At 70.6% G+C, this 22,465-nt stretch carries 23 protein-coding genes; 21 read left to right on the forward strand and 2 right to left on the reverse strand.

Annotation, left to right across the window (positions count from 1 at the left end; genetic code table 11):
* Positions 1–188 precede the first annotated feature (188 nt).
* Positions 189–1,157 (reverse strand): prolyl aminopeptidase, encoded by a 969-nt coding sequence (pip, locus tag ACH34W_RS07605; RefSeq protein ID WP_395959984.1) that lies wholly within the window; start codon positions 1,155–1,157, stop codon positions 189–191.
* Positions 1,158–1,286: 129 nt separating this feature from the next.
* Here pip and ACH34W_RS07610 point away from each other — a divergent pair, with 129 nt between their 5' ends.
* The 14 genes from ACH34W_RS07610 (at position 1,287) to ACH34W_RS07675 (ending at position 14,511) form a co-directional block, all read left to right on the forward strand.
* Positions 1,287–2,855, forward strand: coding sequence for a hypothetical protein (locus ACH34W_RS07610; protein WP_395959985.1), 1,569 nt, complete (start codon positions 1,287–1,289; stop codon positions 2,853–2,855).
* Positions 2,856–3,301: 446 nt separating this feature from the next.
* Positions 3,302–4,972 (forward strand): CTP synthase, encoded by a 1,671-nt coding sequence (locus ACH34W_RS07615; RefSeq protein ID WP_395959986.1) that lies wholly within the window; start codon positions 3,302–3,304, stop codon positions 4,970–4,972.
* Positions 4,969–5,625 carry an NUDIX domain-containing protein gene (locus ACH34W_RS07620; protein ID WP_395959987.1) on the forward strand — a complete coding sequence of 219 codons (657 nt, stop codon included), beginning with the start codon at positions 4,969–4,971 and terminating at the stop codon, positions 5,623–5,625. Before ACH34W_RS07615 ends, ACH34W_RS07620 begins: the two co-directional genes overlap by 4 nt.
* 87 nt (positions 5,626–5,712) lie before the next feature.
* Positions 5,713–6,768 carry a site-specific tyrosine recombinase XerD gene (locus tag ACH34W_RS07625; RefSeq protein ID WP_395959988.1) on the forward strand — a complete coding sequence of 352 codons (1,056 nt, stop codon included), beginning with the start codon at positions 5,713–5,715 and terminating at the stop codon, positions 6,766–6,768.
* Positions 6,769–6,913: 145 nt separating this feature from the next.
* Positions 6,914–7,780: a ParA family protein gene (locus ACH34W_RS07630; protein WP_395960072.1), complete on the forward strand. Its 867-nt coding sequence runs from the start codon at positions 6,914–6,916 to the stop codon at positions 7,778–7,780.
* Complete coding sequence (locus tag ACH34W_RS07635; RefSeq protein WP_395959989.1) at positions 7,762–8,181, forward strand: hypothetical protein; 420 nt, start codon at positions 7,762–7,764, stop codon at positions 8,179–8,181. The genes ACH34W_RS07630 and ACH34W_RS07635 overlap by 19 nt, the downstream gene beginning before the upstream one ends.
* Positions 8,182–8,206: 25 nt before the next feature.
* On the forward strand, positions 8,207–9,064 hold the full coding sequence (locus ACH34W_RS07640) for a segregation and condensation protein A (protein ID WP_395959990.1): 858 nt from the start codon (positions 8,207–8,209) through the stop codon (positions 9,062–9,064).
* Positions 9,057–9,638: an SMC-Scp complex subunit ScpB gene (scpB, locus tag ACH34W_RS07645; RefSeq protein WP_395959991.1), complete on the forward strand. Its 582-nt coding sequence runs from the start codon at positions 9,057–9,059 to the stop codon at positions 9,636–9,638. Before ACH34W_RS07640 ends, scpB begins: the two co-directional genes overlap by 8 nt.
* Entirely contained in the window at positions 9,635–10,378 is a 744-nt protein-coding gene (locus tag ACH34W_RS07650; protein ID WP_395959992.1) for a pseudouridine synthase, read from the forward strand. The genes scpB and ACH34W_RS07650 overlap by 4 nt, the downstream gene beginning before the upstream one ends.
* Before the next feature lie 45 nt (positions 10,379–10,423).
* Entirely contained in the window at positions 10,424–10,786 is a 363-nt protein-coding gene (gene aroH / locus ACH34W_RS07655) for a chorismate mutase (RefSeq protein WP_395959993.1), read from the forward strand.
* 72 nt (positions 10,787–10,858) lie between these two features.
* A complete protein-coding gene (locus tag ACH34W_RS07660) occupies positions 10,859–11,950 on the forward strand; it encodes a prephenate dehydrogenase (RefSeq protein ID WP_395959994.1) in 1,092 nt (363 codons plus the stop codon).
* A 131-nt stretch (positions 11,951–12,081) separates the two neighbouring features.
* A complete protein-coding gene (gene cmk / locus ACH34W_RS07665; RefSeq protein WP_395959995.1) occupies positions 12,082–12,744 on the forward strand; it encodes a (d)CMP kinase in 663 nt (220 codons plus the stop codon).
* A gap of 57 nt (positions 12,745–12,801) precedes the next feature.
* Positions 12,802–14,193, forward strand: a complete 1,392-nt coding sequence (der, locus tag ACH34W_RS07670; protein WP_395959996.1) for a ribosome biogenesis GTPase Der — start codon at positions 12,802–12,804, stop codon at positions 14,191–14,193.
* A 117-nt stretch (positions 14,194–14,310) separates the two neighbouring features.
* Positions 14,311–14,511 (forward strand): hypothetical protein, encoded by a 201-nt coding sequence (locus ACH34W_RS07675; protein ID WP_395959997.1) that lies wholly within the window; start codon positions 14,311–14,313, stop codon positions 14,509–14,511.
* Between the two features lie 89 nt (positions 14,512–14,600).
* On the opposite strand, the gene ACH34W_RS07680 is transcribed toward ACH34W_RS07675, so the two are convergent.
* Entirely contained in the window at positions 14,601–15,266 is a 666-nt protein-coding gene (locus ACH34W_RS07680; RefSeq protein WP_395959998.1) for a hypothetical protein, read from the reverse strand.
* A gap of 90 nt (positions 15,267–15,356) precedes the next feature.
* Between ACH34W_RS07680 and ACH34W_RS07685 the strand changes: the two genes are divergently transcribed.
* The 7 genes from ACH34W_RS07685 (at position 15,357) to soxR (ending at position 22,418) form a co-directional block, all read left to right on the forward strand.
* Entirely contained in the window at positions 15,357–16,493 is a 1,137-nt protein-coding gene (locus ACH34W_RS07685; protein WP_395959999.1) for a nucleoside 2-deoxyribosyltransferase domain-containing protein, read from the forward strand.
* Between the two features lie 157 nt (positions 16,494–16,650).
* Positions 16,651–17,046, forward strand: coding sequence for a molybdopterin-binding protein (locus ACH34W_RS07690; protein WP_151566704.1), 396 nt, complete (start codon positions 16,651–16,653; stop codon positions 17,044–17,046).
* A 17-nt stretch (positions 17,047–17,063) separates the two neighbouring features.
* A complete protein-coding gene (gene modA, locus ACH34W_RS07695; protein WP_395960000.1) occupies positions 17,064–17,822 on the forward strand; it encodes a molybdate ABC transporter substrate-binding protein in 759 nt (252 codons plus the stop codon).
* Between the two features lie 18 nt (positions 17,823–17,840).
* Positions 17,841–18,671 (forward strand): ABC transporter permease, encoded by an 831-nt coding sequence (locus tag ACH34W_RS07700; RefSeq protein WP_395960001.1) that lies wholly within the window; start codon positions 17,841–17,843, stop codon positions 18,669–18,671.
* Entirely contained in the window at positions 18,668–19,759 is a 1,092-nt protein-coding gene (locus tag ACH34W_RS07705; RefSeq protein ID WP_395960002.1) for an ABC transporter ATP-binding protein, read from the forward strand. Before ACH34W_RS07700 ends, ACH34W_RS07705 begins: the two co-directional genes overlap by 4 nt.
* Positions 19,760–19,937: 178 nt before the next feature.
* On the forward strand, positions 19,938–21,755 hold the full coding sequence (locus ACH34W_RS07710; RefSeq protein WP_395960003.1) for a phosphoenolpyruvate carboxykinase (GTP): 1,818 nt from the start codon (positions 19,938–19,940) through the stop codon (positions 21,753–21,755).
* Positions 21,756–21,869: 114 nt separating this feature from the next.
* Positions 21,870–22,418 carry a redox-sensitive transcriptional activator SoxR gene (gene soxR, locus ACH34W_RS07715; RefSeq protein WP_395960004.1) on the forward strand — a complete coding sequence of 183 codons (549 nt, stop codon included), beginning with the start codon at positions 21,870–21,872 and terminating at the stop codon, positions 22,416–22,418.
* Positions 22,419–22,465: the final 47 nt, after the last annotated feature.

Raw genomic sequence — 22,465 nt, forward strand, 5'->3', positions numbered from 1 at the left:
AAAGGTGACAACTCCGACCGGGGGGTCACATTACATTTGTGTGAGCTGAATCACGCAGAATTAATGTCAACTGGATACCGTCGCCGCGCGTCTGGTGACACTCTGCTTGCCCGCACGGATGAAGCCTCGGTGACCGCCGACGGGCCCGGCGCACGTGCGTCAGAGGGCCTGCCGGGCCCGGAAGCGCGTCAGGAACCCTTGGCGAAACGGTCGGTCGCCTCGACGAGACGGTGCGTGATGCCAGGTTCGGTGAAGGCGTGGCCGGCGTCGTCGACCATGTGGAACTCCGCCTCCGGCCAGGCACGGTGCAGGTCCCAGGCGGTCGCGGCCGGGGTGCAGACGTCATAGCGTCCCTGCACGATGACGGCCGGGATGTGCCGGATCTTGTCGACGCCCTCGATCAGCTGCTCGGCGTCGAAGAAACCCTCGTTGGCGAAGTAGTGGTTCTCGATCCGGGCGAACGCCACGGCACTGTTCTCCTCGCCCGCCTCCTCGACCGAGCCGGCGTCGGGGACCAGCCGGATGGTCCCGGCCTCCCACTGCGCCCAGGCCTTGGCGGCCGGGATCCGGACGGCGGGGTCGAGGGAGCTGAGCCGCTCCTCGTACGCGCTCATGAGGTCCTCGCGCTCCTCCTCGGGGATCGGCGCCAGGTACTTCTCCCACAGATCGGGGAAGATGAGCGAAGCGCCCTCCTGGTAGAACCAGTAGAGCTCGAACGGCCGCAGCATGAAGATCCCGCGCAGCACCAGCTCGGTGACCCGGTCCGGATGCGTCTGGGCGTACGCGAGCGCGAGGGCGCTGCCCCAGGACCCGCCGTAGACCAGCCAGCGGTCGATGCCGAGGTGCTCCCGCAGCAGCTCCATGTCGGCGACCAGGTGCCAGGTGGTGTTGGCCTCCAGCGAGACCTCCGGATCGCTCGCGTGCGGTGTGCTCCGGCCGCAGTTGCGCTGATCGAAGAGCACGATCCGGTAGGCCTCCGGGTCGAACTGGCGCCGGTGCTCGGCGTTGCAGCCCGCGCCGGGGCCGCCGTGCAACATCACCAGGGGCTTCCCGCCGGGGTTTCCGCAGGCCTCCCAATAAATGTGATTACCGTCGCCTACGTCGAGCGTCCCCGAGTCGTACGGCTCGATCGGCGGGTACAGGGTGCGAAGCTCCATGAGCTGTGATTCTTCCACGCCACCTGTTGGTCCACCTGCGGCCGGACCTGGCCGAAGAGACCATGAGGATCAAGAAACTAAACCCCAAACTGGGCAAACGCCGTCCGGGTCCCCACTAGAGTGCTTTCCGTGAGCGATCTCAACGGATCGGGTGGTTCGCGTCCCGTCCCGGACGCCGGCTCGCCCTGGCCGATCCCGGGACGTGATCCGGGGCCGCAGCCCGACGTGCCCATCAAAGCAACCCACAAGGCGGAGCACTCCGGCGGCGAGCCCGCCCGGCAGGCCGAGCCCCAGCCTCCCGAGGCACAGCCCTGGGACATCGTCGAGCGGTTGCGCCAGATGGCCGACCTCATCGGCGACGCCCTGGCCGCCGGTGAACGCAAGGTCTCCGAGGTGCAGACCGACGCCGCCTCGCAGGTGGCCACCGTGCAGTCGGAGAAGGAAGCGGCGCAGCGCGACGCGGCCGCCGCCTGGGGCGAGGTGCAGCGTGCCCGCGGTCAGGCCGAGCAGGCCGAGCGCCGCGCCATCGACGCCGAGCGCCGCCTCGGTGAGATCCAGAACGAGAGCGCCACCCAGCTCACCGCCGTCCAGGCCGAGAAGGAGTCCGCGCAGCGCGACGCCGCCGCCGCCTGGGGTGAGGTGCAGCGTGCGCGTGGCCAGGCCGAGCAGGCCGAGCGCCGCGCCATCGACGCCGAGCGCCGCCTGGCCGAGTCCGAGCATCGTGCCGCCGAGGTGCAGAACGAGGCCACCGCGCAGGTCGCCGCGCTCCAGGCCGAGAAGGAGTCGGCCCAGCGCGACGCTGCCGCCGCCTGGAACCAGGCCCAGCAGGGCCGCGTCCAGGCCGACCAGGCTCGCGGCCAGGCCGAGCAGGCCAGGGCCCAGGCCGACCAGGCGCGGGCTCAGGCCGACCACGCGCGCGCCCAGATGGAGCAGGCCCAGGCCCAGGTCGAGCAAACAGAACGCAGGATCGCCGAGGCCGAAGCAACGGTCCGCCAGGCCGTCACTCAGCGCGACGCGATGAGCGAGGCCCGCGACGACGCCAACCGCGCACTCGAGGACGCAGTCAGCGCCCGCCGCTCGGCCGAGGCCGAGCGCGACCGGATCGCCGAGCAGAGCGGCGAGCTGTCCCGCGCGCTGGAAAAGGCGCACAGCGAGCTGTCGGCGCTCCGCGCCAAGCTCACCGACGCCGAGATGACCGCCCAAAACCTGCAGCACACAGCGGCCGCCACCGCCAAGGACGCCGAAGACGCCCGTCGCCGCGCCCAGGACGCCGAGAACGAGCGGCAGCAGGCCCTCGACACCGCCGCCCAGTCCCTGGAGGCCGCCAAGAAGGCCGAGCAGGCCAGGGACGTCGCCGAACGGGCCCGGGAGGCCGCGGTCCAGGCTCAGGCCCGCGTCGAGTCCGAGCGCACGCTCGACCGCGGCCGCGCCGACAAGGCGACCCGCGAGCTGGACAAGGCCACCGCCGGCCTGCGCCAGCTGGCCGCCGAACGCGACGCGATCGCCGAGAAGCTCGCCGAACGCGACCAGTGGGTCGACCAGCTCGCCCAGGCCGTCACCGAGCAGCGCGCCGCCATCGCCGAGCTCTCCCAGGAACGCGACCAGGCCCGCAACGCCGCCGACCAGGCCCGCTCCCTCATCGACGAACTCACCCGCCAGCTACGCACGATCATGCCAACGGCGGCCCCCCGCATCTAGGCCGCACCCGGCCTGCCCATCCGGCCTGCCTATCCCTGCCGACCCACCCTGCTGGCCCACCCTGCTGGCCCACCCTGCGCAGCAGGCTTGCTCGGCCCAACTAGCCCACCGGCCTGCCCGGCCACACCTGGCCTGCCTGGCTTGCCCGGCCTGCCCACCTGGCCCTCCGGCCTGCCTGCCTCACCTGGCCCACCGGCCTGCCTGGCTCGGTCTGCGCGTTCGACTTGCCTGTCTTGCGGGGATCATGCATGGCCGCCGAAATTGGCGCGAAGGGCCTATGTGCGCGGCGATTTCGGGTGTGAGCGGGGGCGTGTGGGCCCTGACCAGGGGCGTGACACACCAGGCGGGACCCCGTCCCGGACGCCGCGGGTCCGGGCGGCTGTTATCCTGGTGGCCCGTGGACAGTGCGGTAACGTCCGCCTCGCAACGACCACGGGAGCGTCTTCTTGCCATCGGCAGCCACTGGTAGGTCACGTCCTACCAAGCACCTCTTCGTCACCGGCGGTGTCGCCTCCAGCCTCGGCAAGGGACTGACGGCGTCCAGCCTGGGGCGGCTTCTCGCCCTCCGCGGCCTCCGCGTCACCATGCAGAAGCTGGACCCCTACCTCAACGTCGACCCCGGGACCATGAACCCGTTCCAGCACGGGGAGGTCTTCGTCACCGACGACGGGGCCGAGACCGACCTCGACATCGGCCACTACGAGCGGTTCCTGGACACCGAGCTGCACGGCTCGGCCAACGTCACCACCGGTCAGGTCTACTCCAACGTGATCGCCAAGGAGCGCCGCGGCGAGTACCTCGGCGACACCGTCCAGGTGATCCCGCACATCACCAACGAGATCAAGGACCGCATCACCGGCATGGCCGAGGGTGACGTCGATCTGGTGATCACTGAGGTGGGCGGCACGGTCGGCGACATCGAGTCCCTGCCCTTCCTGGAGTCGGTCCGGCAGATCCGGCACGAGATCGGCCGTGACAACTGCTTCTTCCTGCACGTCTCGCTGCTGCCCTACATCGGGCCGTCCGGCGAGCTCAAGACCAAGCCGACGCAGCACTCGGTCGCCGCGCTGCGGTCCATCGGCATCCAGCCCGACGCGATCGTGTGCCGCTCGGACCGGCCGATCACCGACGGGCTCAAGCACAAGATCAGCTTGATGTGCGACGTGGACCGCGAGGCCGTCGTCTCGGCCGTGGACGCCGCCAGCATCTACGACATCCCCAAGGTGCTGCACTCCGAGGGGCTGGACGCCTACGTGGTGCGCCGCCTCGGCCTGCCGTTCCGCGACGTCGACTGGGGCGCCTGGGACGAGCTGCTGCGCCGCGTTCACCGTCCGGCCCGCGAGGTCACGATCGCGCTGGTCGGCAAGTACATCGACCTGCCCGACGCCTACCTGTCGGTCACCGAGGCGCTGCGCCACGGCGGGTTCGGCAACGACGCCAAGGTCCACATCCGCTGGGTCAAGAGCGACGACTGCGAGACGCCCGAGGGCGCCAAGCGCGAGCTCGACGGCGTGGACGGCCTGCTCGTCCCGGGCGGCTTCGGCGTGCGCGGCATCGAGGGCAAGCTCGGCGCGATCAGGCACGCCCGCGAGAACCGCGTCCCCCTGCTGGGCATCTGCCTCGGCCTGCAGTGCATGGTGATCGAGTCCGCCCGGACGCTGGCCGGGCTGGACGACGCCGGCAGCACCGAGTTCGACTCCGCCACCACGCACCCGGTGGTGGCCACGATGGCCGACCAGGTCGACGTGGTGGCCGGCGAGCGCGACATGGGCGGCACCATGCGGCTCGGCCTCTACCCGGCCGACCTGGGCGAGGGCTCGATCGTCCGGGAGCTGTACGGCGAGGCCAAGGCGTCCGAGCGGCACCGGCACCGCTACGAGGTCAACAACGCCTACCGCGACCAGCTGGAGAAGGCCGGCCTGCGGTTCAGCGGCCTGTCGCCCGACGGCCGCCTGGTGGAGTACGTAGAGCTGCCGCGCGAGGCACACCCGTTCTTCGTCGGCACGCAGGCCCACCCGGAGTTCCGGTCCCGGCCGACCCGCCCGCACCCGCTGTTCACCGGCCTGATCTCGGCCGCGCTCGACTACGCCGACAGCCGCGCCGGCGCGGTCCAGTGACCGGCCCTGTCACCGGCCACGGGCTGGGCCCGGGGGACGTGCGTGACCGGCCGGAGCGCTGGGAGGTCACCGGCACCAGCGAGGAGTTCGACGGGCACGTCTTCAAGGTCCGCCGCGACTCGGTGCGCATGCCCAGCGGCGCCGGCACCGAGATCGTCCAGCGGGACCTCATCGAGCACCTCGGCTCGGTCGGCATCCTCGCGCTCGACGACCGGGACCGCGTGCTCCTCGTCCGGCAGTACCGGCATCCCGTCGGCCACCTGCTGTGGGAGGCGCCCGCGGGGCTCCGCGACAAGGACGGCGAGCCGCTCCAGCAGCTCGCCGAGCGGGAGCTGCTGGAGGAGGCGGGCTACCGCGCCGGCCGGTGGGACACGCTCGTCGACGTCTTCCCGTCCTCGGGGATGTCGGACGAACGCACCCGGATCTTCCTGGCCCGCGAGCTGACCGAGGTCCCCGCCGACGAGATCGACTTCGAGCGGGTGCACGAGGAGGCCGACATGCCGGTCGTCTGGGTGCCGCTGGCCGAGGCGGTCCGCAAGGTGCTCGCCGGCGAGATCCACAACATGATCGCCGCGACCGGCATCCTCGCGGTCAGCGCCGCGCACGCGCGCGGCTTCCGCGACCTGCGCCCGGCGGACGCGCCGGAGGAGTGACTGACAGCGGCGCCCCGGCGGTCCGATCGGCCGCCGGGGCGTCGGCGTCCCTCCCGCCGGCGGGAGAAGGCATGATGGGCACGTCCCATGTCCGCGCCCCGCCCGGAAGAGGTGCCGCAACTGTCACCGAGCACGACCGGCCGGTACGCCGAGCGGGCCCCCGCCGGTCCGGAGACCAGGCTGGCGTCCGCCGTTCGCACCTACCTGGGTCACCTCGCCGTGGAACGGGGGCTGGCCGCCAACACGCTCAGCTCCTACCGGCGTGACCTGCGCCGCTACGTCACAGTGCTGACCGGCCGGGGACGCGACGCCATCGACCAGATCACCGAGGACGACGTGCGGGCGTTCCTGGTGGGCCTGCGCGAGGGCGACGAGGACCATCCGCCGCTGTCGGCGGGCTCGGCGGCGCGGGCGGTCGTCGCCGTCCGCGGCCTGCACCGGTTCGCGCTCCGCGAGGGCCTCGCGCCCGGCGACCCCGCCCGGGACGTCAAACCGCCCACGCCGCCCCGCAGGCTGCCCAAGGCCATCTCGCTCAGCGACGTGGAACGGCTGCTGGCGGCGGCCGGCGTGGCGGGGGAGGCGGGCGGACCCGCCGAGGTCGCCCGGGGGCTCCGCGACCGCGCCCTGCTTGAGCTGCTGTACGGATCGGGCGCCCGCATCTCCGAGGCGGTCGGCCTGGACGTCGACGACCTCGACCTGGACGAGGGGTTCGCCCGGGTCTCCGGCAAGGGCGGCAAGACGCGCGTGGTGCCGATCGGCGACTACGCCCGGCGTGCCGTCGAGGCCTATCTCGTCCGGGCCCGGCCTGAGCTCGCCAAGGCTGGGCGCACAAAAGCAGGGCACACAAAAGCAGGGCGCGGCGGGCCAGCGCTGTTCCTCAACGCGCGCGGCGGGCGGCTGTCGCGACAGGGCGCCTGGATGGTCCTGGGAGCCGCCGCGGAGCGTGCCGGGCTGACGGACGTCTCACCGCATACCCTCCGGCATTCGTTCGCCACACATCTGGTGGACGGGGGAGCGGACGTCAGGGTCGTTCAGGAGCTGCTCGGGCACGCCTCCGTGACCACGACGCAGGTCTATACGCTGGTGACGGTCCAGCTCCTGCGAGAGGTCTACGCGACCTCCCACCCCCGCGCCCGGAGCTGACTAATCCCGACTATCGGCGCGCGTCGGCTTGAGACGCACGGTGTCAAGCCCTAGAGTCCCGGTTCTGGATGGCATTTTCGGGCCGCCCGGGAGGGATCTGGTGACCAGCACACACGCTGCGGAAGGCGTTCTGTCCTCCGCCACCATAGAGACCGATCCGCGTCGAGCCCTCGGGCCGACTCAACGCCCCGTACCGACGTTCCCCGAACCGGAGCCGCTGGCCGAGCACGGGCCGGCGCGGATCGTGGCGATCTGCAACCAGAAGGGCGGAGTCGGCAAGACCACCACCACCATCAACCTGGGGGCCGCGCTCGCCGAGTACGGCCGCAAGGTGCTGCTGGTGGACTTCGACCCGCAGGGCGCGCTCTCGGTCGGCCTGGGCAAGGGCGACCCGCGCCAACTCGACGTCACGGTCCACAACCTGCTCCTGGAGCGGGACGTCGAGTGGGAGGACGTCGTCATCGACACCGGCGTCGAGGGGCTCGACCTGCTGCCGAGCAACATCGACCTGTCGGGCGCCGAAGTCCAGCTCGTGCACGAGGTCGGCCGCGAGTACATCCTCGCCGGCGTGCTCAAACCGGCCATGCCGTACTACGACTACATCCTCATCGACTGCCAGCCGTCGCTCGGCCTGCTGACGGTCAACGCGCTGGCCGCCAGCGAGGGCGTGCTCGTCCCGCTGGAGTGCGAATACTTCGCCATGCGCGGCGTCGCGCTGCTGATGGAGACCATCGAGAAGGTGCAGGGCCGGATCAACCCGGGCCTGGTGATCGACGGCGTCCTCGGCACCATGTACGACTCCCGCACACTGCACACCCGCGAGGTCCTCGGCAGAATCGTCGAGGCCTTTGGTGACCAGGTCTTCCACACGGTCATCAATCGCACGGTACGGTTTCCTGACGCGACCGTCGCCGGGGAGCCGATCACGTACTTCGACCCCAACTCGATGGGGGCGAACGCATATCGTGGTCTCGCGCGGGAGGTGCTCGAAAGGTGGCGTCACGTCGGGTAAGGCTGCCCGGAGCGGATGAGATCTTCCGTCCCACCGCCCCGAAACCTCCCGGCAAGGCCGCCGCGCCGGCCGCCGCACCGGCTACTGCACCAACCGCCGCACCGGTGCCCACGCAGACCGCCCTGCCGGTGCCCGCCCCGGCCGCCGTTCCGGTGGCTGCACCTGTGGCTGGGCGCCGCCCCACCGGCCGCCAGCGCCATGACTCCAAGATCACGGTCTATGTGTCCGCGGGCGAGCTGCTCGACCTGGAGCGCCTGCGCCTCACCCTGCGCGCCGAGCACGCGCTGAGCGTCGACCGCGGCCGGATCGTCCGCGAGGCGGTCGCCGCGATCCTCGCCGACTTCGAGGTGCGGGGCGAGCGCAGCACGCTGGTCCGCCGCCTCCGCGACGGCGAGGGCTGAGTTGGCCTCCGCTAGCGTGAGGGATGTGGACGAGACGCAGGCAGACTCGGCGGAGCCCGGTGCCGAGCAGGCACGCGGCTTCCAGGTCCACCTGGACAACTTCGAAGGCCCGTTCGACCTGCTGCTGGGACTCATCTCCAAGCACAAGCTCGACATCACCGAGGTGTCGCTGCACAAGGTCACCGACGACTTCATCGCGTTCATCCGGTCGCACGGCAAGGAATGGGACCTCGACCAGGCCAGCCACTTCCTGCTGGTCGCGGCGACCCTGCTGGACCTGAAGGCCGCCCGCCTGCTGCCCTCGGGCGAGGTGGACGACGAGGAGGACCTCGCGCTGCTGGAGGCCCGCGACCTGCTGTTCGCGCGGCTGCTGCAGTACCGTGCGTACAAGGAGGTCGCCAAGGCCTTCACCGCGCGGATGGCCGAGGAGGCCAAGCGCTACCCGCGCATCGTCCCGATGGAGCCCCGGTTCGCGGGCCTCCTCCCGGAGGTGCTGCTCGGGCTCGGCCCGGCCGAGTTCGCCCGCCTGGCGGGCAAGGTCTTCGCGCCCAAGGAGCCGCCGTCGGTCTCCGTCCAGCACATGTACCAGCCGAAGGCGAGCATCAAGGAACAGGCCGCGATCGTGGTCGAACGCCTCCGGCGGCTGCGCACGACGACCTTCCGCGAGCTCATCGACGACGTGGAGGGCACCTACCAGGTCGTGGCCCGGTTCCTGGCCCTGCTGGAGCTCTACCGCGACCTGTCGGTGTCGTTCGAGCAGACCGAGCCGCTGGGCGAGCTGCACATCACCTGGACCGGCAGCGACGAGGGCGATGTCCAGGTCGACGAGTACGAGGGCTCCCCCGAGCCCGTCAAGAACGGGAAAGACGACGACGATGACTGAGCAACCCCGCGAGGACACCACCGCGGATGATCTTCCGGGGCTGCGTGCCTCGGTCGAGGCGATCCTGCTGGTGGTGGACGAGCCGGTCGCCGAGATCACGCTGGCGCAGATCCTGGAGCGCCCGCGCGGCGAGGTGGTGGCCACCCTGCGGGAACTGGCCGCGGAATACACCGAGCAGGGCCGGGGGTTCGATCTGAGGGAGATCGCCGGCGGCTGGCGGTTCTACACCCGGGACGTGTGCGCCCCGGTGGTGGAACGCTTCGTCACTGACGGGCAGCAGGCCCGGCTGACGCAGGCCGCACTGGAGACGCTCGCCGTGGTGGCCTACCGCCAGCCGGTGAGCCGGGCCAGGGTGTCGGCGATCCGCGGCGTCAACAGCGACGGGGTCATCCGGACCCTGACACTGCGGGGCCTCATCGAAGAGGCAGGGCAGGACCCCGAGACGCAGGCGCACCTCTACCGCACCAGCGGGTACTTCCTGGAGCGGCTGGGGTTGCGCAGCGTCGAGGAGCTCCCCGACCTGGCCCCCTACCTGCCCGACGACCTACCTGAAGAGATCATCGAGGGACATTGAGCGAGAACGAGGGCAGCGCCAACGAGGTGCGCCTGCAGAAGGTCCTGGCCGAGGCCGGGATCGGCAGCCGCCGCCACTGCGAGGAACTGATCGGCGAGGGCCGGGTCACCGTCGACGGCAAGGTCGTGTTCCGGTTCGGCGAGAAGGTCGACCCCCAGCGGGCCGTCATCCACGTCGACGGGCGCCGGGTGGAGACCCGCGCCGAGATGCGCTACTACATGATCAACAAGCCGCGCGGCGTGGTCAGCACGATGAAGGACGAGCGCGGCCGCAAGTCGCTGGCCGCCTATGTGGAGGTGCCCGAGCGGCTGTTCCACGTGGGCCGTCTCGACACCGACACCGAGGGCCTGATCCTGCTCACCAACGACGGCGAGCTGGCCCACCGGCTGACCCACCCCAGCTTCGGCGTGGAGAAGACCTACCTTGCCGAGATCCACGGCCCGATCCCGCGTGACCTCGGTCGGCGGCTCAAGGCGGGCGTGCACCTGGAGGACGGCCCGGCCAAGGCCGACAAGTTCCGGATCTTCGACCAGGTGGGCCGCCGGGTGCTGGTGGAGATCACGTTGCACGAGGGCCGCAAGCACATCGTGCGGCGGCTGCTCAAGGAGGTCGGGTTCCCCGTCCAGCAGCTGGCGCGCATAGAGTTCGGACCGATCAAGCTCGGCCTGCTCAAGCCGGGCAACATGCGGGCGCTGACCGTGAAAGAGGTCGGAGAGCTCTACAAGGCCGTGAATCTGTAGGGCTGTGTGGATCTGTAAGGCCGTGAATCTGTAGGAGGGACACAAGTGGCGGTACGCGCGATCCGGGGTGCGACGCAGGTCGACGCCGACGTCCGGGACCAGATCCTGGAGGCGACCACCGAGCTCGTCACCGAGGTCATGGCCCGCAACGAGCTGACCACCGACGACGTCATCAGCGTGGTCTTCACGGCGACCCCCGACCTCACCGCGGAGTTCCCGGCGCTCGCCGCCCGCAAGCTCGGCTTCCACGAGGTGCCGCTGCTGTGCGCGAGCGAGATCGCCGTGCCGCACGCGCTGCCCCGGGTGATCCGGCTGATGGCGCACGTCGAGGTCGACCGCCCGCGGTCGGACATCCAGCACGTCTATCTGCGCGGCGCCACCGCCCTGCGGCTCGACATCGCCCAATGATCGGCGCCTGTTCCGGGCTGGGCCGTACGTCAACCGGGCAGGGTCAGGGCCCAGGGCCGATAGGCTGTTGCGGTGGTTGAAGAGGGCATTCCAGGGCGCATCGTCGTCGTCGGGACCGGGCTGATCGGGACGTCGATCGCGCTGGCCATGCGCAAGCGCGGCGCCGAGGTCCTGCTCACCGACCGGGACGAGGGCTCGCTGCGGATGGCGGTGGAGCTGGGCGCGGGCCAGGCCCTCCCGGACGGGGCCGCCGAGGAGCCCGCCGATCTCGCGGTGCTCGCGGTTCCGGCCGCCGCCGTCGCGGTCACGCTGCTGGACGCGCAGAAGCGCGGGCTGGCCAAGATCTACACCGACGTCGCCAGCGTGAAGGCCCTGCCGCTGGCGCAGGCCGCCCAGCTGGGCTGCGACCTGAGCGTGTTCGTGGCCGGGCATCCGCTGGCTGGGCGTGAGCGGTCCGGGCCCGCCGCCGCGCAGGACGATCTTTTCCTGGGCAGGCCGTGGGCGTTGTGCGCGCCCCCCGAGGCCAAGCCCGAGGCGGTCGCGGCCGTCACCGCGCTCGCCCGGGCCTGCGGCGCCGAGCCGGTCTCCGTGGACGCCGAGGAGCACGACCGGGCCGTCGCGCTGGTCTCGCACGGCCCGCACGTGGTGTCGGCCGCCGTCGCCGCCCGCCTCACCGCCGCCGACGACGTGGCCCTGGGCCTCGCGGGGCAGGGCGTCCGGGACGTCACCCGGATCGCCGCCAGTGACCCCCGGATGTGGATCGGCATCCTGTCCGCCAACTCCGAGCCGGTCGCCGAGGTCCTGGAGGCCGTCGCGACCGACCTGGCCGTCGCGGCCTCGCTGCTGCGCGACGGCAGTGAGGGCGCCGCCGCACACGTCGCCGATCTTCTCCTGCGCGGCAACGCGGGACGGGCCCGCATCCCGGGCAAGCACGGCGGCGACCTGAAGACCTACGCCGTGGTGCCGGTGATGATCCCCGACCGCCCGGGCGAGCTCGCGATGATCTTCCAGGCGGCCGGGATCGCCGGGGTCAACATCGAGGACGTGACGATCGAGCATTCACCCGGCCGTCCGCTGGGCGTCCTGGAGATCTCGGTGAAGCCCGAGGCCGCCGAGCGCCTCGCCGAGGAACTGCGGGCGCGCGGCTGGTCCGTCCCGGGCTGAGCCCCGGGGCCGGTAGCCTGAAGGGCCGGAGCTCCGCAGGGAGTAGAGGGCGGCAGGGAGCAGAGGGCGGTGCGACTCGTGCCCGCAGCCCGTTTCGTCATGTTTTCGATCTTGAACGAAAGGCAGCGAACGTGTCGCTCGTCATCGCCATGGACGGCCCCTCCGGGTCCGGCAAGTCCAGCGCCTCCAAGGGCGTGGCCCGCGCCCTCGGGCTCCGCTACCTCGACACCGGCGCCATGTACCGGGCCATGACGTGGTGGATGCTGGACCACGGCGTACCGGTCGACGACGCCGCCGCGGTGGCGGCCAAGGCGGGCGACCCCGTGCTGGAGAGCGGCACCGACCCCGACGCGCCCACGATCAGCGTGGACGGCGCCGACGTGTCCGGGCCGATCCGGTCCCGCGAGGTGACCAACGCCGTCAGCGCGGTGAGCGCCGTGCCGGAGGTCCGGGCGCGGCTGGTGGCCCTCCAGCGTGAGATCATCGGTACCGGGGGGATCGTCGTGGAGGGCCGCGACATCGGCACGGTCGTCGCACCGGACGCCCCGGTCAAGGTCTACCTCACGGCCAGCGAGGAGGTCCGGGCGGCGCGGCGGGCCAAGGACCTGGCCGCCGACCCCGGCGCCACTGTGACGGTCACGCAGGCCGAGCAGGCCCGCCGGGACAAGCTCGACTCCACCCGCAAGGCGTCCCCGCTGACCATGGCGGCGGGCGCGCATGAGATCGACTCGACCGAGCTCAGCCTCGGCGAGGTCATCGAGGCGGTCATCCGCCTCGCGAAAGAGCAACATTGAGCCATGCCGGAGGGGCGCGGTGCCGGAAGGCGCCCCCGCAGGCATGCGGAGAGCACAGTGAGCAGCAGCGAATACGAACTTGAGACAGTGACCGTCGACGAGGACGGTCTGGCGCCGGACGCGCCGCCCGCCCCGGTGGTGGCGGTGGTCGGCCGGCCCAACGTCGGCAAATCGACCCTGGTCAACCGGATCCTCGGCCGCCGCGAGGCGGTCGTGGAGGACGTGCCCGGGGTGACCCGCGACCGGGTCGCCTACGACGCGACCTGGAGCGGCCGCCGGTTCACCGTGGTCGACACCGGCGGCTGGCTGCCGGACGCCCAGGGCCTGGCCGCCGCGATCGCCGAGCAGGCCCGGATGGCGGTGGACCTGGCCGACGTGGTGATGTTCGTGGTCGACGCGACCGTGGGCGCCACCGACGTCGACGAGGCCGTGGTGGAGATCCTGCGCCGTTCCGGCAAGCCGGTCGTGCTGGTCGCCAACAAGGTCGACGACGTGGGCACCGAGGCCGACGCGGCAGGCCTGTGGTCGCTGGGCATCGGCGAGCCCCACCCGGTCAGCGCGCTGCACGGGCGCGGCAGCGGTGACCTGCTGGACGCGGTCCTGGAGGCGCTGCCCGAGGAGGCCCCCGCCGAGACGTTCGGCGAGGTCGGCGGGCCGCGCCGGATCGCCCTGCTGGGGCGGCCCAACGTCGGCAAGTCCAGCCTGCTCAACAAGGTGGCGGGGGAGCAGCGCGCGGTCGTCGACGCGGTCGCCGGCACCACCCGCGACCCGGTGGACGAGCTGATCGACCTGGGCGGCAAGACCTGGCGGTTCATCGACACCGCGGGCATCCGCCGCCGGCACCGGGAGAACCAGGGCGCCGACTTCTACGCCACGCTGCGCACCCAGTCCGCCCTGGAGCGGGCCGAGGTCGCGGTCGTGCTGGTCGACGCGAGCGAGACCCTGACCGAGCAGGACCTGCGGATCATCTCCATGGTGATCGACTCCGGCCGCTCGCTGGTGATCGCGTACAACAAGTGGGACCTGCTGGACGAGGAGCGCCGCCACTATCTGGATCGCGAGATCGACCGGCAGCTCCACCACGCGCGCTGGGCACCCCGGGTGAACGTCTCGGCCAAGACCGGGCGGCACATGGAGAAGTTCGTCCCGGCGATCGAGACGGCGCTGGAGGGCTGGGGCACCCGCGTGCCGACGTCCAAGCTCAACCAGTTCTTCGCCGACCTGGTCAACTCCCACCCGCACCCGATCCGCGGCGGCAAGCAGCCGAAGATCCTCTTCGCCACCCAGGCGGGGGTGCGGCCGCCCCGCTTCGTGCTCTTCACCTCCGGCTTCCTGGAGGAGGGCTACCGCCGCTTCATCGAGCGCCGTCTCCGCGAGGAGTTCGGCTTCGAGGGCACGCCGCTCGACATCGCCATGAAGATCAGGGAGAAGCGCGGCAAGAAGAAGTGACCTTCCCGCCGCGCCGCTCCCCGATGTAAGCTCCCTCTTACTCGTTGACCACACAACGAGAACAGGCCGTTGTTCCAGTCGACGTCTTCCGGTGGCGCGGGGTCGGGGAGTACGAACGTGAAGCTTCTGCTGCTCATGTCCGTGGCGGTCGTGTGTGTGGCCCTCAGCTTCGTGTGGAGGGAGCCATGGATCGGCGGCGTCGGGCTGCTGGTCGCCTTCGCCGCGATGTTCACCGATCGTGACGATGTGCGCGTCCACGAGAAGAGCAGCTACGAGACCGAGAAGTCCGTACGCAACATGAGGAGCAAGCACCGCTGATCAGCGGTGCTTGCTCCTGCCTGATCAGCGGTGCCTGCTCCTGAGGTGCCTGCTCCTGCGCTGTCTCCGGTCCTGAGCCGGACCCGCCGTCAACGCCGGCCGGCTCCCCGATCGCCGGCGACCCGCTGGTCCTCGGGCGCGGTGTCCGACTCCCGTAGCGGCGGTGGCGCGGGGTTCGCCGAGTCGCGGCCGTAGCGGCCGTACGACGACCGCACGATGGGCTGCGTCGTCTTGTGGTCATCGGTTTCCCTGGCCCGTTGCTCGTCGGCCCTCTCTTCGCCGAACTCGTTCAGCCGGGCTTCCTTGACCCCGACCACCGCGAAGCGGCCGAGCGCGAGCGCGGCGAGGAACACCGTGACGACGCCGAGCCCGGTGAATCCGGCCAGCTGCTCGGCCAGTTGCCGTCCTTCGTCCGTGCCCAGCGGGGCGCCGACGCCTTCAACGTCCCAGAGCGTGGCGACCAGCCCGCCCACCGCGAACCAGGCGCCGCCCAGGACGGCGATCCACGCGCCGAACATGGCGAACGCGCGGTTGGCGCTCAGCAGCACGATCAGGCCGCCGAGCCCCACGGCGATCGCGGGAGCGATGCTCAGCTGCAGGCGGTCGGTGTCATAGACCCAGGGGTCGTCGGGGGTGAATCCGAAGTCGGCGTACGGGCCGACGAAGGGGAGCAGCCCGCCCCACAGTCCGAGGAGCACCAGGAGTACGCCGCTCAGAACGCCCCGGGTACGAGGTACGTGCATTGTCCCAGCCATGATTCGGTCCTCCTGACCGGGCTTATGTGATTGTTTTGGGATCCGTTTACCCCGGAGGGGCCGGTCCAAGCACGCCGAGCGGAGAGCAAAGTGGGACACGAGGTAATCGTCGTTCATGCGCATGAGGAGCCGCCTGAGAGCTGGCACGCGGCGGTGTTCCTCGCCGGGCCGACGCCCCGGACGCCGGACGTGGAGTCGTGGCGGCCCGGTGCGCTGCGGGAACTGCGCAAGCAGTGGCACGGTGGCGGGCGGCTCGTGGTGTTCGTGCCCGAGCACCGGCACGGCGTCTACGACGACTACGTCGGCCAGGTCGAATGGGAGGAACGTTGCCTCCACCTGGCCGATGAGGTGCTCTTCTACGTGCCGCGTGACCTGGCGACGATGCCCGCGTTCACCACCAACGTCGAATGGGGCGTGTGGCATGACAGCGGCCGCGCGGTTTTCGGCGCGCCGCCGCAGGCGCCCAAGAACAACTATCTGCTGCACTACGCCCACAAGCTCGGGGTCCCGACGGCGACGGACCTGCCAGGGACGGTCACGGCGGCGCTGGAGCGCATCGGCCCCGGAGACCTGCGGGTGGACGGCGAGCGCGAGGTGCCGCTGCTCATCTGGTGTACCGAGACATTCCAGCGCTGGTACGCGGCGCAGCGCGGAGCGGGCAACTCCCTGCGCGGCGCGCGCGTGCACTGGCGGATGGGACTGCATTGGGGGCTCCACGTCCAGGTGTACGTGGCGTCCGAAGACCGCGTGAAGAGCAACGAGGTGGTCATCGCCCGGCCCGACATCAGCACGGTCGTCCTCTACCGTCCAGGTCCGACGCTCGAAGAGACCCTCGTGGTGCTCGTCCGGGAGTTCCGGAGCCCGGCGACCACCCCGGACGGCTTCGTGCACGAGCTGCCCGGCGGCGCGGGACCTGCCGACCCGTTGGTTCGCGCGGTCCAGGAGGTCGCCGAGGAGACCGGGCTGCGCCTCGCCGCCGGGCGGTTGCGGCCACACGGCGACCGCCAGGTCAACGCCACCATGTCCGCCCACCGCGCGCACCTGTTCTCCGCAGAGATCACCGAGGAGGAGATCGCCCTGCTCCGGGCAGCCGGTCCGGGCGGAGTGGCGGCCGACAGCGAGCGAACGTACGTCGAGATCGCGACGTTCGGCGAGATCCTGCGGGACCGCCTCGTCGACTGGGGCACGGTCGGCATGATCGCCCAAGTCCTGCGCGGACACCCCTGACCGGCTGGGCGGATGTGCTCGGCCGGGCGGACGTGCCTGGCTGGGCGGACGCGCCCGGCCAGCTGGAGCATCTGCCAAGGGTGAATGCTGCCCCGCCTTGTATCTTCTGGGGTATCTGCCGGATGTGCCTGGCATGTGCGATGGGTAGTCTTTGCCTGTGGCGACATTCCGGATCAGTGAGGCCGCGGGGCTGCTCGGTGTCAGCGCGGACACCGTTCGCCGGTGGGTGGACGGCGGGCGGCTGAACGCGGTGCGCGACGAGCACGGGCATCGGCTGGTGCCCGGGCCCGAACTGGCCGCCTTCGTGCGATCGCAGTCCTGGCAGAACGAGCGGGGGGAGCACCGGGCCTCCTCCGCCCGCAACCGCATGCGCGGCATCGTCACGGATGTCATCCGCGACGGCGTCATGGCGCAGGTGGAGATCCAGGCCGGGCCGTTCCGGGTGGTCTCGCTGATGAGCCGGGAGGCGGCCGACGAGCTCGGGCTCGAGGTCGGGGTCGTCGCCGAGGCCGTCGTGAAATCCACCAATGTCGTCGTCGAGCTGCCCGACTGATCTCAAGGAGCTCGTGCATGTCGAAGCCCAGCATGTCGAAGAGCGTCGCGGTCGCCGTCGGGTTGTCGCTGTTGGCGACGGGCTGCGGTGACACCGGGGAGGTGTCGGGCGGGAAGACTTTGACCGTGTTCGCAGCCGCGTCACTGACGGAGTCGTTCACCTCGCTCGGCAAGACGTTCGAGGCCTCGCATCAGGGTGTGAAAGTGCGGTTCAACTTCGGTGGGAGCTCGGGGCTGGCGCAGCAGATCGGGCAGGGCGCTCCGGCCGACGTCTTCGCCTCCGCCAGCCCTGCCACGATGAAGCAGGTCAGCGGCGAATCGCAGGTTTTCGCCAAGAACCGCCTGGTGATCGCGGTCCCCAAGGACGATCCGGGCAAGGTGACGAAGCTCGCCGACCTGGCCCGGCCCAACCTCAAGGTCGTGGTGTGCGCCGAGCAGGTGCCCTGCGGGGCCGCTGCGACCAAGGCTTTCGCGGCGGCGGGGGTCCGGGTCAAGCCCGCATCGCAGGAGCAGGACGTCAAGGCGGTGCTGACCAAGGTGGGTCTGGGCGAGGCTGACGCGGGTCTGGTCTACCGCAGCGACGCCAAGGCCGCCGCCGCCAAGGTGCGGGGGATCGAGTTCCCCGAGTCGGCCAAGGCGGTCAACGACTATCCGATCGTGGCGCTGCCCAAGGCCCCTCAGTCCGTGTTGGCCAAGGAGTTCGTCCAGCTCGTGCTTTCCGCGCAGGGGCAGGCGGTCCTGACCCAGGCCGGTTTCGAGCCCGCGAGCCCCGGCTGATCTCATGTTGAGCACCGAATGTTGAGTACCAAGCAGAGCACCAGGCCGAGCCGAGCGGCCGAGAGACTGCCGGGCCGTCCGCCGTGGATTCTCCTCCTTCCCGCGCTGGTGGGGCTGGCCTTTCTGGTACTGCCGTTGGCGGGGCTGCTGATCCGCGCGCCCTGGTCGACGATCGGCACCCGGCTGGGAGAGCCGCAGGTGCTGGAGGCTTTGAGGCTCTCGTTGGTCACCGCGACCCTCGCCACCGGCCTGTGTCTGCTGTTGGGGGTGCCGCTTGCCTGGCTCCTGGCCCGGGTGCCGTTCCGGGGGGCGCGCCTGGTCCGGGCGCTGGTGACGGTCCCGCTGGTGCTCCCGCCGGTGGTGGGCGGTGTGGCCTTGCTGCTGGTGCTGGGCCGCCGTGGCCTGGTCGGTGCCTGGTTGTACGACACGTTCGGGATCTCCCTGCCGTTCACCACGGCCGGGGTCGTGCTCGCCGAGATGTTCGTGGCGATGCCGTTCCTGGTGATCAGTGTGGAGGGGGCACTGAGGGCGGCCGACCTGCGCTACGAGGAGGCGGCGGCCACGCTGGGCGCCACCCGCTGGACGATCTTCCGCCGGGTCACGCTGCCGCTGGTGGCACCGGGCATCGCGGCCGGGGCGATCCTGTGCTGGGCACGGGCGCTGGGCGAGTTCGGTGCGACGATCACGTTCGCGGGCAACTTCCCGGGCCGTACCCAGACCATGCCGCTGGCCGTCTACCTGGCCCTGGAGACCGACCCGGAGGCCGCGATCGTCCTCAGCCTGGTCCTGCTGGTCGTGTCCGTCCTCGTACTGGCAGCCCTGAGGGATCGATGGGTGAACACCACATGAGCCCCGGTGAAGGCCAAGAGCCCGGTGAAGACCATATGAGCGGCTCCACGGGACTCGACGCTCGCCTGGTCGTCCGGCGCGGCTCGTTCGACCTGGACCTGGAGTTGTCGGCGGAGCCTGGCGAGGTCGTGGCCCTGCTCGGGCCCAACGGCGCGGGGAAGTCGACGGCCCTCCGGGCGCTGGCGGGCCTGGTGCCGATGCACGACGGGCACCTTCGCGTGGACGGGGCGGACCTGCGCCCGCTGCCGCCCGAACAGCGCGGGATCGGGATGGTGTTCCAGGACTACCTGCTGTTCCCGCACTTGAGCGCGCTCGAGAACGTGGCGTTCGGGCCGCGCAGCCAGGGGACACGCAAGCGCGAGGCGCGCCGGCGGGCCGCCGAATGGCTGGCCCGCGTCGGCCTGGCCGACCACGCCGAGGCGCGGCCCGGGGCCTTGTCGGGTGGACAGGCACAGCGGGTGGCGCTGGCCCGGGCCCTGGTGGTGCGGCCCCGGCTGCTGTTGCTCGACGAGCCGCTGGCGGCGCTGGACGCCCACACCCGGCTGGAGATCAGGGCCGCGCTGCGCCGCCATCTGGCCGGCTTCGACGGCGCCGCCGTGCTGGTGACCCACGATCCGCTGGACGCGATGGTCCTCGCCGACCGGCTGGTGGTGCTGGAGAACGGGCGGCTGGTGCAGGAGGGGCCACCCGCCGAGGTCGCGCGACGACCCCGGACGGACTATGTCGCGCGGCTGGTCGGACTGAATCTTTACCGAGGTCATGCCGCGGCCGGAACCGTCCTGATCGATGATGGTGCTATCAAACTGGACACAGTCGACCAGCTTGAGGGCCAGGTCTTCCTGGCATTCGCGCCATCGTCGGTGGCGCTCTACCGGAGCCGTCCGGACGGCAGCCCACGGAACCTCTGGCAGGCGCGCGTCGAGGCGATCGAAAGGCAGGGCGACCGCGTCCGGGTAAGGCTGGAAGGCCCGCCCCTGGCGGCCGCCGCGGACGTGACGCCGGGAGCAGTGGCCGAGCTGGGGCTTGTCGAAGGCAGCGTGGTGTGGGCCGCTGTCAAGGCCACTGAAACGCATGTCTACCCAGCTTGATCGACTGTATGTCGAGGTCGGAGCCCAGCGGAGAGAACGGACGCCGTTGCCGGTGATTTCTCTCACAAAAAGGCCCCGGAAGGCCCAATAGAGGCTCTGAGTGGTCCAGACCAAATGGCAAAAACGCGGGTCCTTGTTCATGATGCAGGGATCCTGCGAACAGCTGAAGGAGTTGCCCGTGTCCAACCAGGTCGTCCCCGGCCTCGACCAGGCCCCGACCAGTCACACCGAGCTCATCGACTGGGTGCGGGAGATCGCCGAGCTGACCGAGCCTGACCGAGTCGAGTGGTGCGATGGCTCGCAAGCCGAGTGGGAGCGCCTGACAGGCCTCCTCGTCGAGCAGGGCACATTCAAACGCCTCAATCCCGAAAAGCGTCCCAACAGCTTCTACGCCGCCTCTGATCCCAGTGATGTCGCGCGAGTAGAAGACCGTACGTTCATCTGCTCCGAAAAGGAAGAGGACGCCGGTCCCACCAACAACTGGATCGCCCCGGCGAAGATGCGCACGACCTTCGACGGCCTCTTCAAGGGCTGTATGAAGGGCCGCACCATGTACGTGGTGCCGTTCTGCATGGGACCGCTCGGCGGCAACATCTCGCAGCTGGGCGTCGAGATCACCGACTCGCCGTACGTCGCGGTGTCGATGAAGATCATGACCCGGATGGGCGAGGGCGCGCTGCGCCTCATCGAGGAGCGCGGCCAGTTCGTCAAGGCGGTGCACTCCGTCGGCGCCCCGCTGGAGCCGGGCCAGGCCGACGTGCCGTGGCCGTGCAACTCCGAGAAGTACATCTCGCACTTCCCCGAGACCCGGGAGATCTGGTCCTACGGGTCCGGCTACGGCGGCAACGCCCTGCTGGGCAAGAAGTGCTACGCGCTGCGGATCGCCTCGACGATGGCGCGGGACGAGGGCTGGATGGCCGAGCACATGCTCATCCTCAAGCTCACCCCGCTCAGCGGCGAGACCCGCTACGTGGCCGCCGCGTTCCCGTCGGCCTGCGGCAAGACCAACCTCGCCATGCTCCAGCCGACCATCCCGGGCTGGAAGGTCGAGACCATCGGCGACGACATCGCCTGGATGCGGTTCGGCGAGGACGGACGCCTCTACGCGATCAACCCCGAGGCCGGCTTCTTCGGCGTCGCGCCCGGCACCGGCAACTCCACCAACGCCAACGCTGTGAAGACCCTGTGGGGCAACAGCATCTTCACCAACGTCGCGCTCACCGACGACGGTGACATCTGGTGGGAGGGCCTCACCGACGAGCCGCCGGCCCACCTCACCGACTGGAAGGGCAACGACTGGACGCCCGACTCGGAGACTCCGGCGGCCCACCCCAACGCGCGCTTCACCACCCCGGCCGGGCAGTGCCCGATCATCGCGCCGGAGTGGGAGGACCCCAAGGGCGTGCCGATCTCGGCGATCCTGTTCGGCGGCCGCCGCGCCACCGCGGTGCCGCTGGTCACCGAGTCGTTCGACTGGCAGCAGGGCGTCTTCCTCGGCGCCAACGTGGCGTCGGAGAAGACCGCCGCCGCCGAGGGCAAGGTCGGTGAGCTGCGCCGCGACCCGTTCGCCATGCTCCCGTTCTGCGGCTACAACATGGGCGACTACTTCGGCCACTGGCTGAAGATCGGTAAGTCCACGAACGCCGAGAACCTGCCCCGGATCTACTACGTCAACTGGTTCCGTAAGAACGCCGACGGCAAGTTCATCTGGCCAGGCTTCGGCGAGAACAGCCGCGTCCTGAAGTGGATCGTCGAGCGCCTCAACGGCCAGGCCGACGCGGTCAAGACCCCGATCGGGCACCTGCCCACCAAGCAGGCCCTGGACACGGGCGGGCTGGAGATGGACGAGGCCGACCTCGACACGCTGCTGTCGGTCGACAACGAGGTGTGGAAGGAAGAGGCCGCCCTGGTCCCCGACTTCTTCAACACCTTCGGCGACCACCTGCCCAAGGAGCTGTGGGACGAGTACAACGCACTCGTGAACCGCCTCGGCTAGTTCGCAGGAGCTGAGGAGATCAGAGGGGCCGCGCCTGCCGGGCGCGGCCCCTCTGCTGATCATCATGGCCGGAAAGGTGCTGGACGCCCGTCCCGGCCGAATACCATGCACGGCATGACGCGGCTGGAACACAGGGTGCACGAGCTGACCGTCGGCCAGCTGGCCGAGCGGAGCGGTGTCGCCGTCTCAGCGTTGCATTTCTACGAGTCCAAGGGGCTGATCAGCAGCCGCCGGACGGCCGGCAACCAGCGCCGGTTCTCCCGGGACACGCTGCGCCGGGTCTCGTTCATCCGGGTCTCCCAGCGGGTCGGCATCCCGCTGAGCCAGATCAAGGAGGCCCTCGAGACCCTCCCTGAGGAGCGGACCCCGACAGTGGCCGACTGGGCGCGGCTGTCCGAGACCTGGCGCAAGGAACTGGACGAGCGCATCGCCCAGCTCCTGAACCTGCGTGACAGCCTCACCGAGTGCATCGGCTGCGGATGCCTGTCGATCAACAAGTGTGCCCTGGCCAACCCGTACGACCAGCTCGGCGACGAGGGCCCCGGCCCGCGCCGCCTGCTCGTCCGGCACGCGGCCGCCGCGGACCGTCCCCAGCCCGGCGGCGGTGACGGCACGGAGGAACGCCACCAGGGCGACGGTTGCAACGCCGGCCCTTGCACATAACGCACTCCTGCTAGCCCATTCCCTCCGATCCCACTTCTGGACTGCTC

Source organism: Actinomadura sp. 6N118, from assembly GCF_044326415.1.
Classification (GTDB): domain Bacteria; phylum Actinomycetota; class Actinomycetes; order Streptosporangiales; family Streptosporangiaceae; genus Spirillospora.

What these genes read in the sequence shown, in the direction of transcription:
- pip (WP_395959984.1), bottom strand. Translation starts at nt 1,157, where the DNA reads ATGGAGCTTCGCACCCTGTACCCGCCGATCGAGCCGTACGACTCGGGG.
- ACH34W_RS07625 (WP_395959988.1), top strand. Translation starts at nt 5,713, where the DNA reads ATGTCCGCGCCCCGCCCGGAAGAGGTGCCGCAACTGTCACCGAGCACG.
- scpB (WP_395959991.1), top strand. Translation starts at nt 9,057, where the DNA reads ATGACTGAGCAACCCCGCGAGGACACCACCGCGGATGATCTTCCGGGG.
- ACH34W_RS07680 (WP_395959998.1), bottom strand. Translation starts at nt 15,266, where the DNA reads ATGGCTGGGACAATGCACGTACCTCGTACCCGGGGCGTTCTGAGCGGC.
- modA (WP_395960000.1), top strand. Translation starts at nt 17,064, where the DNA reads ATGTCGAAGCCCAGCATGTCGAAGAGCGTCGCGGTCGCCGTCGGGTTG.
- ACH34W_RS07700 (WP_395960001.1), top strand. Translation starts at nt 17,841, where the DNA reads ATGTTGAGTACCAAGCAGAGCACCAGGCCGAGCCGAGCGGCCGAGAGA.
- ACH34W_RS07705 (WP_395960002.1), top strand. Translation starts at nt 18,668, where the DNA reads ATGAGCCCCGGTGAAGGCCAAGAGCCCGGTGAAGACCATATGAGCGGC.
- soxR (WP_395960004.1), top strand. Translation starts at nt 21,870, where the DNA reads ATGACGCGGCTGGAACACAGGGTGCACGAGCTGACCGTCGGCCAGCTG.